General features: G+C 58.6%; 19 protein-coding genes. All 19 read right to left on the bottom strand.

The genetic code is table 11. From position 1 onward, the window contains the following. Positions 1–33: 33 nt before the first annotated feature. The 19 genes from JK202_RS14600 to JK202_RS14690 all read right to left on the bottom strand — a co-directional run bounded on the left by JK202_RS14600 (position 34) and on the right by JK202_RS14690 (position 14,650). Positions 34–417, bottom strand: a complete 384-nt coding sequence (locus tag JK202_RS14600) for a hypothetical protein (protein WP_349291874.1) — start codon at positions 415–417, stop codon at positions 34–36. Beyond that, a complete protein-coding gene (locus JK202_RS14605; RefSeq protein WP_211562125.1) occupies positions 414–1,469 on the bottom strand; it encodes a hypothetical protein in 1,056 nt (351 codons plus the stop codon). The genes JK202_RS14600 and JK202_RS14605 overlap by 4 nt, the downstream gene beginning before the upstream one ends. Further along, positions 1,466–1,675 carry a hypothetical protein gene (locus JK202_RS14610; protein WP_211562126.1) on the bottom strand — a complete coding sequence of 70 codons (210 nt, stop codon included), beginning with the start codon at positions 1,673–1,675 and terminating at the stop codon, positions 1,466–1,468. Before JK202_RS14610 ends, JK202_RS14605 begins: the two co-directional genes overlap by 4 nt. A gap of 7 nt (positions 1,676–1,682) precedes the next feature. After that, a complete protein-coding gene (locus JK202_RS14615; protein ID WP_211562127.1) occupies positions 1,683–2,597 on the bottom strand; it encodes a hypothetical protein in 915 nt (304 codons plus the stop codon). An 18-nt stretch (positions 2,598–2,615) separates the two neighbouring features. After that, complete coding sequence (locus JK202_RS14620; RefSeq protein ID WP_211562128.1) at positions 2,616–3,470, bottom strand: hypothetical protein; 855 nt, start codon at positions 3,468–3,470, stop codon at positions 2,616–2,618. 166 nt (positions 3,471–3,636) lie between these two features. Next, the gene (locus JK202_RS14625) at positions 3,637–3,954 is read right to left on the bottom strand and encodes a hypothetical protein (protein ID WP_211562129.1); all 318 of its coding nucleotides are present in this window, start codon (positions 3,952–3,954) and stop codon (positions 3,637–3,639) included. Further along, positions 3,951–4,376 (bottom strand): hypothetical protein, encoded by a 426-nt coding sequence (locus JK202_RS14630; RefSeq protein ID WP_211562131.1) that lies wholly within the window; start codon positions 4,374–4,376, stop codon positions 3,951–3,953. Before JK202_RS14630 ends, JK202_RS14625 begins: the two co-directional genes overlap by 4 nt. Then, positions 4,377–5,864, bottom strand: coding sequence for a phage tail protein (locus JK202_RS14635; RefSeq protein WP_211562133.1), 1,488 nt, complete (start codon positions 5,862–5,864; stop codon positions 4,377–4,379). It lies immediately after the preceding gene. Positions 5,865–5,960: 96 nt separating this feature from the next. Then, the gene (locus tag JK202_RS14640; RefSeq protein ID WP_211562135.1) at positions 5,961–6,944 is read right to left on the bottom strand and encodes a hypothetical protein; all 984 of its coding nucleotides are present in this window, start codon (positions 6,942–6,944) and stop codon (positions 5,961–5,963) included. 11 nt (positions 6,945–6,955) lie between these two features. Beyond that, a complete protein-coding gene (locus JK202_RS14645) occupies positions 6,956–7,555 on the bottom strand; it encodes a hypothetical protein (RefSeq protein ID WP_211562137.1) in 600 nt (199 codons plus the stop codon). Positions 7,556–7,565: 10 nt separating this feature from the next. Continuing rightward, positions 7,566–7,967 carry a hypothetical protein gene (locus JK202_RS14650; protein WP_211562141.1) on the bottom strand — a complete coding sequence of 134 codons (402 nt, stop codon included), beginning with the start codon at positions 7,965–7,967 and terminating at the stop codon, positions 7,566–7,568. A 54-nt stretch (positions 7,968–8,021) separates the two neighbouring features. Further along, on the bottom strand, positions 8,022–9,401 hold the full coding sequence (locus tag JK202_RS14655; RefSeq protein ID WP_211562142.1) for a DUF4043 domain-containing protein: 1,380 nt from the start codon (positions 9,399–9,401) through the stop codon (positions 8,022–8,024). A 70-nt stretch (positions 9,402–9,471) separates the two neighbouring features. Then, positions 9,472–9,987 carry a phage scaffolding protein gene (locus JK202_RS14660; protein ID WP_249200115.1) on the bottom strand — a complete coding sequence of 172 codons (516 nt, stop codon included), beginning with the start codon at positions 9,985–9,987 and terminating at the stop codon, positions 9,472–9,474. After that, on the bottom strand, positions 9,984–11,402 hold the full coding sequence (locus tag JK202_RS14665) for a phage portal protein (RefSeq protein ID WP_211562143.1): 1,419 nt from the start codon (positions 11,400–11,402) through the stop codon (positions 9,984–9,986). Before JK202_RS14665 ends, JK202_RS14660 begins: the two co-directional genes overlap by 4 nt. Positions 11,403–11,448: 46 nt before the next feature. Further along, positions 11,449–12,762 (bottom strand): phage terminase large subunit, encoded by a 1,314-nt coding sequence (locus JK202_RS14670; protein WP_211562145.1) that lies wholly within the window; start codon positions 12,760–12,762, stop codon positions 11,449–11,451. Further along, the gene (locus JK202_RS14675) at positions 12,746–13,114 is read right to left on the bottom strand and encodes a hypothetical protein (protein ID WP_349291875.1); all 369 of its coding nucleotides are present in this window, start codon (positions 13,112–13,114) and stop codon (positions 12,746–12,748) included. Before JK202_RS14675 ends, JK202_RS14670 begins: the two co-directional genes overlap by 17 nt. 126 nt (positions 13,115–13,240) lie before the next feature. Beyond that, positions 13,241–13,675 carry a hypothetical protein gene (locus JK202_RS14680; protein WP_211562148.1) on the bottom strand — a complete coding sequence of 145 codons (435 nt, stop codon included), beginning with the start codon at positions 13,673–13,675 and terminating at the stop codon, positions 13,241–13,243. Positions 13,676–13,805: 130 nt separating this feature from the next. Next, the gene (locus JK202_RS14685) at positions 13,806–14,345 is read right to left on the bottom strand and encodes a hypothetical protein (protein ID WP_211562149.1); all 540 of its coding nucleotides are present in this window, start codon (positions 14,343–14,345) and stop codon (positions 13,806–13,808) included. Further along, positions 14,345–14,650 carry a transcriptional regulator gene (locus tag JK202_RS14690; protein WP_211562150.1) on the bottom strand — a complete coding sequence of 102 codons (306 nt, stop codon included), beginning with the start codon at positions 14,648–14,650 and terminating at the stop codon, positions 14,345–14,347. The genes JK202_RS14685 and JK202_RS14690 overlap by 1 nt, the downstream gene beginning before the upstream one ends. Between the last annotated feature and the right edge of the window lie 66 nt (positions 14,651–14,716).

The raw sequence follows: 14,716 nt of genomic DNA on the forward strand, positions 1-14,716 counted from the left end.
CGACCTCCCCGAAGCCTGCGCCCGCGCGATCCGTCAGGCACTGGCGGAAGAAGACGAGGGTGGAAGACCGCACCCCCCTTTGACAAGCAGTTCACCAGGCTGCGCAACAGCGCCGGTTAACGGAGAAACAGGCGCCATCACCACCGTGTCAAACACACAACCCGTTACGACAAGATGCTCTCCATCCCCTTCAACCGGCTGAAGGACAACATGCGTTCCGGGAGAAGATGGACACGCGATCCGCAGGTCCCCGGCATGCACGCCGCCTGCATCCGGAATCCAGCCTGTTTCAACATTTTCGGGCTGGATGCGAACCTTTACGGCATGATTAACAGGATCAACGGCCGAGACGATTCCAAACATCGTATGCGCTGTCCTGCCTTGCAGAACAGCGGCATCAAAACGGGCATCACTCATGCTCCACCTCCGCGATCCCTCAGAACAACCTGCTGCACAAATCCCTGCTCCACGGAAAACCGGGAAAAAACCTGATCAATCCCCAGCGTTTTTTCCCCATTTCCCGTCGAGACAGTCATAAAGGCCCTTGGCGCAATTCCGAGAACACCCGGAATCCTGACCCGGACAGACAGCGCATGAGCAGCAATGCGCGCATGCTTGCCCTGCGCCAGCCTCTGCAACTCGTCCAGCCGGCGTCCAGGAACACGAAATGTATGAACGCTGGCATTCCCGACCGGAGCTTCCTGAGAAAACGAAACGCCATCATAATAAACCTGTGTAGTACTTCGCTGCCGTGAGTCCCACGACGCCATATGCACAACGACACCAGACAGAAGCTGCAGATCACGTGCCACATTCGTTTCGAGAACAGCATTCCGCATATCCGTAACATTCGCATCAGAAACGGAACCCAGAGGCTGGCAGACAAGAGATGTTCCATCTGCGTAAAGATCACAAAAAGCATCGCGTGCAATCGTAAATGCGAGATCTGCGGCTGTCTGAAAACGGTGCTGCCCCATAAGCGCGCCTCGTTTGTGTTCAATCTGCCAGAACTGCCCAGCCATCAGCGTGGCCTGGTCGGAAGGCAGCGCGATCGTTGCATTCAGCCCCGCAGCCTGCGCCATGATTTGCAGGAGTTCCTGCTGGGTATGATTGAGCCACGCATCCTGAACACGCAGATCCATCAGAGCCGCAAGCGCATCCCGACACTCCATCTCCAACACGGCATGCTCAGCCGCGTAGTCGATATGATCGAGACGGCCTTCAAACAGCGTTATCCAGGATGACACAGCATTCTGGGTATCCCGCATCTGGAGCGTCACCCATTTTCGTGTCGGCTGTTCCGCTTCAAACCAAAGATTCTGTTGCGCCTTAGTCCTGACTGCAAAACGCATAGACGCGACGTCACAGGCTTCATACCGGCTGGCATCAATCTCGAATTGCAAAAGCGCCAGAACAGGATCGACCTGCCCATCAAAAAGAACCTGAGCCTCCAGATTTCTGATGCTCATTCCAGCACCTCATTAGGCAGCCCAGAGACCAGATCGCGCTCGACCAACGGCACTTTCAACACAACAGTTTCGGAAATCCACCCCAGATCCGGATCAGTCATCCCGTTGACCTGCGCAATCCTCCACCACTGGGACGCATCTCCCAGCTCACGCGCAGCCACATGAAAAAGGGAAATATCCGCAGCACTGACAATAATATCCTGCATTATTTCCTCATGCGAAAACGAGCGGCAAAGACGTCCCTTGCCCCTGCGCTACAGCAACATTTGCCGCAGAGCGGTTAACCAGACTCCCCGCATCGGCCGCGACACTCAGAAGAGCCGCATTCTGACCAAGTGCGTTCAGGGAAACACTGTTGACCGGCTGGATAGACTCGACGTTCTGGCCAGAACCCGTAATGACGGACTGCAAGCCACTTCCCGCACTCTCCAGCCCCCCTGCGACAGATGCCAGCGCAGACGGAACCGTCGCGAGATTCATCCCGCTCTGTGCCACGCCGTTCACCGTTCCCAGCGCGTCCGTCACCTTCGAGGCGAAACCTCCCGCTCCAACCAGGCTGGCCAGAGGCATCACCTGTCCAACAACCGAAGACACCTGCCCCGCCGCAGTGAAAACACCTTCAGACACCTCTGAAACAACACCGGAAAAACTGTCGAGAGCACTCCCCACATCGTCTCCGAGTAATCCGGATAGAGTACTGGAAGTCTGAACAGGTGTGGTTTCCTGAGGCCTCTCGAGAACCAGCGTATAGGAGCAGACCGCACCTTTTGCCTGATAGACATATTTGAACTGGGCGATCCAGACCTGAACGGAAAGGCCAGCAGCGGAAAAAGAAACCTGTTGCCCCGCCATCCGCATGCGTTCAACCGCCTGCGCCCGCATCTGTGCATCCGGCCCAAGAAAGCGGCCTTTGAGTTCGAGACGCCCCGGATCATTACCAAGCGCGTCAACAACCCGACCACCTCCAGGCAGACGATGCACAACCAGCATCTGCCGACCACCAACCTCCAGCATGTCAGGAACCTCAATTCCCGTCAGAACCAGATTACCCAGTATGACAGGTGATGATGATCCCAGACGCCCTACAGCACCAATGGCATTTTCTATGTCAGAAAGGCCAATACCCATCAGGGAACATCTCCTCTGTCAGAAAAATCCGATACTTCGACCCGGATACTGAGGCTGCATGATTTCATCCACGCCCCCGCCAGAACGGCGGGCAGCAAGGCGCCCCCTGCGATTGCCCGACGAGAAATCATCAGTTCTCACTTCATGCTCCGGACGATGGCTCAAGGCCTCGGCCTCATAATGATTTCGAGGGACCGCAAAATCCTGAAGCAGGTCATGTTCCGGCCCGGACCACTCAGACGTTTGCACCTCAACAGGCTGTTTCCGAACTAGCGGCACACCCACTAATCCACCATCCGCCTTAAGGGCGAGCCGAACAGCAGAATGCATTTTTGCCCCAGTAGGCTTCACAAGACCCTTAGGGCGCATATGCGCAATCGCAACCGGGCGACGCTTTGCTGACAGCGCCTCTCGCCCGGCACTACAAGCAACCCTATGGCGCACAGCAATAGCCCGCACCTGCTTTACATTCGACCGCGCAATCCGCTTGGAAAAAAGCGCAATTCCACTTGGAGCCGTACGTCTTATCGTCTTCTCCACAGGATCGGGATTAGACTTTGAAAAAGAGAAGTGCGGCCGTAAGACCAGAAGAGTGCGTTGTTTTTTCGATTCCGGAAAAAAGCCGGAATCGGGCTTTCCGCCTAACGCCAGAGCACGCGCCTTCTTTCCATTTGATTGGCTGGAAAACTGCTCCCTCCGCGCCGCGACAATGGCACCCAGATGCCCTTTGACGTGCTTTGATATAACCCCAGCCTGTTTTTTCGGACGGGGCACAGCTGAAACAGGAATCAACTTTCGCGCGCCTACTCCGGAAGAGGCGCGAAAGAATGTCCTGACAGAGAGAAGTGACCGCCAGATATTCCGCTGCATCATACATCTCCCTGATAACGCATCATTCCCCAGTCAAAACAGTGTCCTTCCCGCTCACCGGTAATGACACAGGCCGCCAGACGCCGTGCGTTCGACCACCCTCGCAAAACATCCCACGGCACCCCATGATCCAGCAGATACAACATCTCCTGAAACCCGGAGTGCCGACTCAGTTTTTTGCGACGTCCCGCAGATCTTCATCCGCGTCCCGCTCGAACAACGGTGTCAGTGCAGCAATCCCGGCCTTCCCGACACGACGTGCGAGGTCACGGATTTCATCCTTGCTCTGCGGCATCTGAACCGGCACACCATCAATGGCCGTCACCGAGCAGATCATTTCCGCATAACCAAGCCATGTGGATGCCGATGCCCCGTTGACCGCGCTTCCCGCCGCCTCGATCAGATCCAGCATATCCGCCGGATCGATCTCACGCAGCGTCAGTCGCCGGTTGTCAGCCAGAACAATTTCTTGCGGAAAATCATTCACGAAATCTTCGTCCTCGTAGAAGCAAAGAACTGAACCGTCTGATGGATCATATGATCCGCCTGCCAGGGATCACTCTTCATCTGCATGGAAACATTGCTGAATTCCCAGGTGCTGGTCGATCCATCCGGTTCGGTCACGTACTGATAAATCGTCCCGCTCCCGACCGTACCGGCATTCCAGTAAGCCGCCTCGACAGCAGCCACCAAATTGTCCAGAGCCGCACTGGCACGCGCAATCTGAAACGCTCCCCGCCAGCCATTCGGAACATTGAACTCCAACGGAACACCATTCAGTGGATTAGCACGCAGGGCATGCGTCTCCTGAGCCGCGCTGAAAGACGTGACATCCCTCAGATCAACCCGTTGACCATTCCACAGAACCGTAATCCGGCAATCCCGGCCAATGCTGTATGGATTTGCCATTTAGCCGACACTCCCCGACGCAGAAGACACAGTAACAGACGCGCCACCCTGCAGATTAACGATGAATTTCTCGTTGATGCCCTGGTAGCGAACGGCCACATCCGCCTGCACATAGCCCAGCGCCGTTCGGGACTGCGGATTGTTGCTCGAATCACAGACCACGCTGTACGGCAGCTCACCATTCTGAACGCCAAGAATGCCCTGCGACAGCAGCGAGGACAGAAACCCCAGAAGCGTCGAACGGATATCACTGAACAGCGTGTCGTTGATCACCTCACCGACATAACCGCCCATGCCACCGGCAAGGGAAGACGCAATGTAGTTCGTCAGACGCGTATAGTTGTCACCGTTCATGGTGCTCTTGCTGGACGAATTATGCCCACACCGCACTGCCCAGTAAGCCCCACCCGGCGCCGGATTACAGATCACGTCAATTCCGGCCGTAAACAGCACGGACAGTTCAGCCGTAGAATAGGTTGCACTACTCCCTGTCAGACCCGCTTTCTGGCTTCCCACAATCCCCGACAGCGCCTTGTTCAGGCTGGACTGCTCCGGAGAAAGGGCTGCCAGTCGGCCACCCGCAAACGCCTGCGGACTGACCAGCATCACACCGTTGCTGTCATCATTCCACCACAACCAGTCACCGAACATGAGCTTGACCGACGCCGCATCCAAGCCACTCGCTGCCTTGACTGCAGTCGCATTGGTCACCGTATCGGATGCCGGCCCCACAGCGATCATATAGATCCCCTCGGAAGTCCCGAAAGCCGCCTGCGCCGTATAGGACGTGCTGTCCGTCACCCCATGCAACAACGCCACCGCACAGCCCTGCCCGCGCAGCGCATACATGCCGGTCCGCACCATACTGTCCTGCCCCAGGAACTGCGCCGTCGTCGGCACACCACCATCCGTGCCACCCGCAAGCGTCACACTCGCAGCGGCCACAGCTGGCACCGTTTCCGGCAGAACGACCTTCACCAGCGCACCCAGATCCTGCGCCACAGCCGCGGCAATGGCAGACCAGTCCGCACCCGCATACGTCGCAGAGCCAAGCTCCGCATGCGTAACAGCCAGCGCATATCCGGAACCCGTCGCCGTCACCGCAGCCACGATCCCGTTACCCGCGCTGCCGGTACAGGCGGCCTGAACCGTCACACCATCAAGCGTGCCGGAAGCAGCCACATCCGTCCCGTCCGTCACCCGGACAACAACGAAAGCCGAAGCCCCCTGCATCACCGCAATATTGACGGCCAGCCCCGCATCCGTCGTCCTGTTCTGTTTGGCGCCGAACGCCGCGACATAATCGCTCATGCCCCCCATGGGCAGTGGCATCCCCACAGGCCCCCAGCCCGCAGTTCCCACAACACCCAGTTGCGAAGACGATGCTCCCGCCAGGGCCAGCGTCTGCGGCTGGGCGATCTGCACATAAAGATTTGGCACGGTCAGTGCCGTGGTATTCAGCGTTCCCGCCTGATAGACCAGAGACATCCCCGGATCGCTCTCCAAAATGCAGAAAGCGGGCGCCTCCAGTAGAAGCAGCCCGCTTTCCTGATGAAATTTCAGCCTTTTGAGTCAGATTCTGCGTCAGGCAGCGGCAACCACTGTCCCGAACTGATCAACCCCCAGCCCCGGATAGGCCGTGGCGGCAGCCTGCGCCGCAACCACAGCCTGCATGGCGTCCAGAGCCGCCCTCACCGTCTGGTTGGTCGCCCCGGAAGCCAACTCCCCGAAAGACACCGCCGCTCCATTCTCTCCGGACAGGTTCCCGATGCCACACAGCATTTCGGACGCCCACTGAACCTGAAGGGTGTCAAAAACCAGCTCATAGAAATAATCCCGCCGATACAACGCCTCGTTCTGCATCGTGTCGACGTCTTCCACGCTCTGGAACCGGAGCTGAGCTTCCCGCCCGTCCAGAGTGCTGATCCAACTCTGCTCCGCCAGCGCGGTATCCAGAACGGACGCCAGCGTTTCCCGCGCCGTCGCATCCGCAGTCCAGATTGAAACCCGATAAAGCTGCGCCTGCCGCCGCGTCACCCGAACCGACTGCCCATACCCACCAGCATGACCATTCAGAACCCGACCCGGCACACGGACCGTCACCCCGCTCGCCACACCATCTGTCAACGCCGCCGCCAGAGCCGCCGCAACCGTCACAGGCGTATCCTGCGCCGTCACCGCATAAGCTGCGGAAGGAGCGCCCCCACGCGGCATATCATCCAGCCAGACCGCCACCACACCCGCAGGCGTGGATGTCCCGGAAAAGACGATCTCAACCGTCCCATCCGTAACCACAACCCCGACCGTAGGTTCAACCTTTTGCTGTACCCGCCAGGGTCGTCCCAGAGGTTCCGCCCATTCCGGCATCTTCCGGGGCGCCATGGTGACCGTAACGAAATCGATATTGTTGCGAATGTTCTGCGCCGCGAAAAGATCGCTCGGCAACAGCCACCCCCGCCGCAGCACCACCTGCCGTCCCGTCACCGACGCTCCCGAAAGACCATCCGGATAAAGGACCTGCACACAGTTATAGGCCAACGCCAGCCCGACCTTGGAGGCGTCTGTCATTCTTATCCTCCTCAGACCTGCTGAAGCGACATGGTGCACCGGATACCGAAGCCGGAGACCTCTACCGCATTAACCGTATAAGTTGTTCCCAGATCCGTCGTAACCGTCACGTAGGGTGTAAGCACCACCCCCGGCAGAAGCGGAAGATACATCACGGATTGTCCCGGCCGCGTCGCACCGGGAACACCACTGCCCGAAGATTCCCCCTTCGCACGCATGATAATAGCCGCCGGACAGTCCGAGACCAGCGTCTGCACCGTTCCCGTTACACCACTGACTGACACCGTCCGGCTACACACCACACACAAAGGCGGCCGCAACGGCTCCACGGATGCCACGAAATAAGTCCGATCACTCGCCACAAGAATATCGGCAACCTGCGTATCATCCCGCCGATCCGTCAGGACATATTCTGTCGGAATCCCCCATCCGATCGGCCGCGCAAACGAAAACTCTGCATCCACGTCAAAAGCCAGCATAGGCTGCGCATAAGGAGTTTCCATTGGCAGCAGGCCGCTCAAAGGCCGATATTGCTGCCCTGAAGCCCCCAACACTCCTGCGGCTTTCGCATATCCCCGGGAGAGCCTGGCTGCGATCATTGCCTGCTGCACATCGCTCTCCTCAAACCACGATCGCCCGGCCGTCCTGCAACTCCAGCCCGCCCGTTACGCCCAGAAACGCACACAGACGCCGACGCCACAGCGTAAACAGCATCACCCGGTCCTGCACTTCCCGGCCATTGTGATACCAGCTCGCCGCCTGCGCCGTATCCAGATTGTCCGAAGCCCCCGTAATCGCGGTTTCCAGCGGATAAAGCTGCGACAGATAGAGCCTAATCTGCTGAAGCTCGGCACCGGACAGACAGTTCATCCGCCATTCCAGCGCCCCTTCCACCTGAAAGAAACGCCAGGATTCCTGGTTCCCTTCCCGCGACCCGATCGCGGGATAACCACAAAACCGGCGGATATCCATTTTCTCTCCTTCCGAGAGAATATCCGTCGATAAACCAACCGTTCCGGACATGTCATTCTCCCCGCAAGAGAGGCCCCCGCCTCATGGACAGGGGCCGGAAAAACCTCAGAACGTCAGACCAAGAGCATCCGTGCCCAGGCTCTCGATCACAACACCACGCTTGAGATAGCTGTTCGTTGCCGTTGGAATAACGGTCACGTCCGCCGTCACGTCCGTCGGCAGCGCAAAACCGCCAATCCAGTACCAGGACTGCGCAATGATCTGACGCAGTCGATCCAGCGGCTCACGCGTCACCATCGCCACACTGTCCACCATCTCGATCAGCGCACGCTCCGCATCCGGAATATCGGAATGACCCGTCAGCGCGCAGTCACCTTCGATCAGCGCACCCTGACCCAGCAGCAGCGCACGATGAATGGAACCACTCCCGAGCGAAGCCTGCTGCGGCGCCTCGGTCGTCGGAATGAACCGCACACCCAGAAGCTCTATAACCTGTCCGGAACGATACTCCTCCGAACCATATGCACCACGGTACAGATGCTTGAAATCCGGATCGCGGAAAAGCGACAGAAGCTGCAAATCATCCAGATAACAATGATACGCGCCATTGATCATCGGCACGTTATTCCGCCGCAGCGTCGCCACACCCGCCAGAACCTGCTGGATGCCCAGCGTATCCGCCAGACCGCTCGCACTGGCCGTCTGCAACGCGGCGGTCGTCAGCCGACCATTCGGACGGATCACCATCGGTGCCGTAGACGCCACAACGGCCTGACCTTCCGTACCGTCCGCAACCGACACAGCCGCAGAAAACGTCATCTGGCCCGAAACACCGCCCGGTGCCGTGGAAACATTCGTCCCGTCCGCCGTGACACTGACCAGCGTATAAACATCGCCGCCCACTGTCACCGTCATACCATTGGTCGCACTGACCGGCGTCACCTGACCGTTCACGATCACAGACTGGAAGCCGCGGATATCGTCAACCGCGATGGTATTTTCAGCGCTGCCCAGCGTCGCGGTCACACGCGTATTGCCGCCCAGATAACCACCCACACCATTCTGCGCGCCACCAAACAGCGTATTGCGCGCCAGACGGTCCAGAGACTGCATGGCCTGCACACCATTGGTATTGGCGTTGGCCAGGAACTGCGACGCAATCCCCACACCACTGGTGACCATATTCAGGTCGATCGTATCACCGTACTGATTGATGGACAGCGTATACTGCTCGATCGACCAACCGGACGGACTCAGACCATTATCGAAATTCGTGTTACCCGTCGGGTTCAGCGGCGTCGTCACCGGTGCCTTAAGACTTTTTCGGGTTTTCGTCAGTGTCTCACCGATGGCGTTTGGAAACACTTCACGATCGGCAACCTGCCGAAAGCCCAGACGGGACTTCAGACCATTCTCAAATTCACGGGCCAGAAATCCCTGCTGAATGGCGGCCTGAAGCTGAACCGGAAAATTATCAATGCTCATGTATTTCTTCCGTAAATGTGTTTTCTGAACCCGGCCTGCCATCAGACCCGGTCAAATATCGTCCCGGGCCTCAGCCCTGAGCCAGAAACTGCCATTTGCGCGTTTCGTAATCCGCCTCACTGGCGGCGCGCGCATTGAACGGTTCGATCCCACCCGGGCGCGGCGCCGCCTGCCCAACGGTGGTTCCGCTCGAATAACCGGGTCGCAGCGCCTCGCCGAACAAATAGGCCCGCTCCTGACGGGCCTGCTGCAAAGCCTCGGCCACACCGACCACAGACCCATCCTCGCCCCGATCAATCCCCTTCAGGTCAATCAGCCGCACAACATCATCAGGATTATGCGCGCCATTCCGGATCGCCTCCGCCCGAAGCGCCGACACAATAACCTCCCGGTCACTGTCCTCCCGCATCCGGGCCAGTGCCTCCTCATGACTGCGCTGAAGCGTCTCCTGCCGCGTCACAACATCCGTCATTTCCTGACGGACCGCCTCAACCTCGCTCCGCGCTTCATTCAGCGCCTGACGCAGAGCCTCCACATCCTCAATGGTGTCATCAGTTCCGGACATCATTCCCCCGTCAACACTCATGCTTGTTCAGAAGCACACCATTGCTCCAGCATTTTCCATTCCGTATTCGGATCAGAATTTCCCGATGCCATCGCAAACATCCGAACCGCCGTTTCGCGGCTCAGAATTCCATTGGAAACAGCCGTCACGAGCCCCTGCACCAGCGACAGAAGCTCCGGATCCGTAGACGGAAACCATGCCGGCCACCGCAGACTCATGCGGCAATACGGCAGGTCCTTGACCAGCGTTCCCCCGATCCGAAGCCCGTTTTCCAGAACACAGGAAAACCGGCACGCCATCCGGTAAATCGAAAGGAGCGCACCCTCGCCGTACGAATGCCGCAGACGATCCACCAGCCAGATCAGCGGCTGACACATCATCTCCATGGCCTTGCCCGACTGCGCACCTCCAACCCGATCGCCATGCGCCCGATTGCCATGCAGCTGTTCCAGCACCACTAGGCGCAGTTCCCGATAATGATCGAGCACCGCCCCTGCCGCATTCCCGTTGATTTCCAGAAGCTTGGCATCACCCTCAGGCGGCAGCGTCAGGGCCGAAGCCGCGCCCCCCTGATGCGCAATCCCGTCGGAAAATCCACCTGTCTTTAGAACCAGTGTCGGATCTGAGCCATATTTCAGCCCCCGACCTGCCTGTGACAGCAGATAATCCGCCTCGATCACTGTATCGATGGCCCGCTCGAACGTGCACTCACCTTCCGGATCACGCCCACAAGGCCCACCCAGATTGCGTATCCACACAATGGGCACGAACCCCAGCCCATGGCGAACGGAGCGGCTTTCGTCCCGAACCCCACCATCCATTCCCACCAGCCAAGGCACGGAAACCGCACAATCCAGCGGCGTCCAGACCCGCTGCCACCAGAACTGCGCGCCCAGAAGCTCATCCGCAATCGGATAACCCTGCGTCGCCAGATCCCGGCCCCGGACCAGAAACCGCTCCTCAACCCGAAGCAGTTCCCCCGTCGCATCATCCCAGAACGGCGTCAGATACGCCGTTTCCAGCACGGACAACTTCGGAACCCCGGCAGAGACCTCGAACAGGATCGCAACCGATCCCACCGATCCCAGCCGCGCCGCTTCCATAAGAAGTGACGCCAGCCGGGTCTGCGAAGCAAAAGCACTCAAGGCATGCGCCACCCGCGCATCATCCGTCACCAGACCCGGCCAGTGCGTATCCCCGAACAGCAGCGAAACCGACTCATCCACAACCGTCCGGCACAAATTCGTGCGAACAGAAGGACGCCGGCTGGACAGCGGAATATATTCCCCCGCCCCAGACTTCTCCATCGAGAACGGATGCGGCAACGCATCATACTGCGTTCCGTCCAGAACACGCTTGAGCGCCAGCAGCCGCGCCGTCCGCGCGGACGCACCCGCGGGAACAGCATAACGCTGTTGCAGGGACAACCAGTCCATGTGTTCTCCATTGTTTCAGGCCGCATCCCGACCCGCAAAGATCGGTTCAGCGCGCCAGCGAAAATCCAGACGAGCTCCAGCCCGTCATGCCGCCGTTTCCGGCCAGCATCAGTTCACTCAGCCCCCAGACCATCGCATCCGCCCGGTCCGGAGACCGTGGCCCGCGATATCCACTGACTGAGAAATGGCAGAGCTGATCCTCCAGAGCCGGAAACCGGCCATGATGAACAACCCTGTCAACTTCGTAGAGCGCCGCAACAGGTTCCGCGCGCGCCGCCTTGCCCCGCGCCGCCGTCACCAGCTTGACGGAAGCATGCGCCCGCACACTCCGGATCGTGCCCTCTACCAGAGCCCCCCCGAAGTTCCGCTCCGCAACAATGCGTTCAGCACCCCATTCATCAAATGCCCGCAAGGCCCTGGCAGCCCAGCCCGCCGGGCTATCCCTGGCAGACAGATCTTCCAGAACATGCCCCACACCAGCCGCATCAACGCCACAGACCACAATTCCGATCTCGTCGGACCTGTAATCTTCTGGTCCCGCCGCACCCGAAGGATCAACAGACACCAGAATACGCCGCATCCGAGCCGCAACATCCGCCCGGCTCTGCGACGTAATCGCCGCCTCGCGCCGGAACATCTCCAGCCGCCACAGCGCGCCTTCAACAACCGATTGATATTCACCATACAGAAACCGCCGCTTCTCCCGCTCAGGAAGCGCTTCAAGGCTGGCGAGATAATCCTCGCTCAGATTATCCCGGTTAGCCTGCGGATTAAGGATCATCGTCGCATAAAACGACTTGTCCCCGACCGGTTCCCCCGACTTGGGCTCGATCCCGCTTTCGAAAAGCGCATAGAGCCAGTGCCCCATGCTCGGCGGGTTGGCATCGATATATTCCTTGACCGCAAGACCCGTCTTCTGCGCCAGACGCGTCAGAAGCATGTTCCGCGCGCCATAGCTGATCTGACTGGCCTCGTTCAGATAAACCGTTGCAAACTCCAGACCCAGGATCTTTTCGGTCCGCTGCTCGTCATCCAGTCCCCCGAAAAAGATCGTCGATCCATTCGGGAACGTCACAACACAGTCCTGCCGGTCCAGCTTCCAGCCAACCTGCGGAAAACACATCCGCATGACCTTCGGAAACGTGTCCCGCAGAACCGACGCCTTCAGCGCCGTCAGCCGATGGCGAAAAATGCCATGCCGACTGTCGGGTGCCTTCAGCGCCCGTATTACAACAGCCCGAACCAGAACAAAGGTCTTCCCCGACCGCGATCCACCCCTCAGAAGAATATGTCGTGCCGGCCCACCAAGCAGCCGCACCGCTTCACGCTGCGAGTCATTGAGCCTAAAGGGCGCTGTCATCGCTGCTGATGCTGATCGAGATCGTACCCGACCGCCCATCCTGATCCATCCCCGCCCTGAAACGGGCAGGACGGTGCGCCCGCAGCAGAAACGCCATCAACCCGTCGCTATAGCGTTTGCGAACAATGGGATTTCCCGTATCCGGATCACAGACAACACGCCCCGCATACGTAATGGGCTCGTCATACCCTTCGACAGCCCTGCGACGCGCCTCCGCTTCCAGAGCATCAGCAGCCTCTTCCAGAGCATCCTCCCACCGGGAAGAAAATTCCTTATCCGTATCTTTCCAGAGGTATAACGTACTGCGCCGGACCTCAGCGACCCGCCCGGCTTCCGAAATATTTCCACTCACAGACAGATGTTCGAGAAATCTCTTCTTCCGTTCCCAAGATTGTTCCCGTCGCAAAGAACATTTACCAGATATGTCTTCATCCATCTGCCTCAACCTTTTCCCCCAGCTCGACCCGAGACCCAATCATCAGCCGGCTCTCAGCGAAGTCTCCCTGCGGCTCATCATCATGCCACCTTCCAGCCAGACAGCCCGGACCGGCTTCTGACGGGGCCGATCCCTGTGACCCGTCCCTCGCCGCGCCAGGGTTTCCACATTCCGCTGCGCCTGCTCACGTTCGGCACGCAGCGTCACACGGGAAAGGGTTTCCGGAGCGATCCACCCGATCACCCGGGCCGAAAGCACCGATCGCTGACAGGGAATGGACCTGCACCGGACATCCAGCCGGGAAAGCCCCGCGTCCACCAGTTCGTGCCACTCCAGCGCGACATCTGCCCGATGAACCGGTTCCCCTTCGTAAACGAGAGGGCATCCGACAAATGAACCGGCATCTTCCTGAAGAACAATGAATGTCTGCCTGCCAGACAATACAACGCTACCAGAAGAAATTTCACACTTTTCCATAAATCAGGAAACTTCCAAAATAAAAGCCGGCCTTCTTTCGAAAGGCCGGCTTTAGATTTTCATGTCGTAATTCTTCAGTATGCATTTTTTATATCAAAACCGCGTTCAAATATCAAGCGGTAATTTATCGTTAACCAGATTTTTTCCGGTTTTTCTTCTTGGACATCGCCTCATAAACATGCGCCAGCTGTTCCAGAAGCAGAGCGCACTGAGCCGACACCTTCATCCGGGCACGCCCCTCCGACAGCGCCGGATAGAGATGCCGCGCCATCGCCGAGAAAGACATCTCCCGTGCAAGCAGCATCTCAAGACGGACATGCGCACACAGTCCCAGCATATCGCGGATCTGCGTAATCCGCGCAGAGCACTGCCCCCGCCCCATCATCCATGTGTGAATATCGCCCCGTTCCCTGACCCGGCCATCAGAAGGCGCGTCTTCCACCACACCAAGAGATGCGAAGATATATTCACGATACCAGCGATCTGCAGCCGCCAGTTCATCATCCCCGATATCGCCCGCGTCATACATGGACTGCACGGCATTCACGACCCGGAACGTATTACCAATCTCACGGATCTCCGAATGCCGATACCGCTCCACACTCGGCCTGACCATGGCATTGGCCATCCCATATCCAGATGTCGACACTTCCTGCACCATCTCGAGCATCAATTGATCTCCAGGCCGACGTCACGACCACCCATTGGCTGCAACCCCGGAAAGACCGGCACCAGGTCCGCACCCCACAAGGCATTCCAGCTCACAGGATGTCCCGCAGGCAAAGCCTCGGCCGTTTCCCTGTCTGTCACCATCCGAACGCGCGAAGTCGACGTTTCAGATGTTTTTCTGGCAGAACGTCCGCGCGCCTTGCGCACGCCTCCACGCTTGGGTAGCCAGCCGTCAGACGCCAACATGGCTGCAAGAGCGCTTGCGGAGACCCGACGGGGTACGGAACCTGACTTGACCTGCCTCATCTCGACATCCTTTATTAGTACAGAACTGTTACCAACTTTGGCAAAATGCCATAGCATGTGATAAAA

Source organism: Gluconobacter sp. Dm-62, from assembly GCF_018256155.1.
Taxonomy (GTDB): Bacteria; Pseudomonadota; Alphaproteobacteria; order Acetobacterales; family Acetobacteraceae; genus Gluconobacter.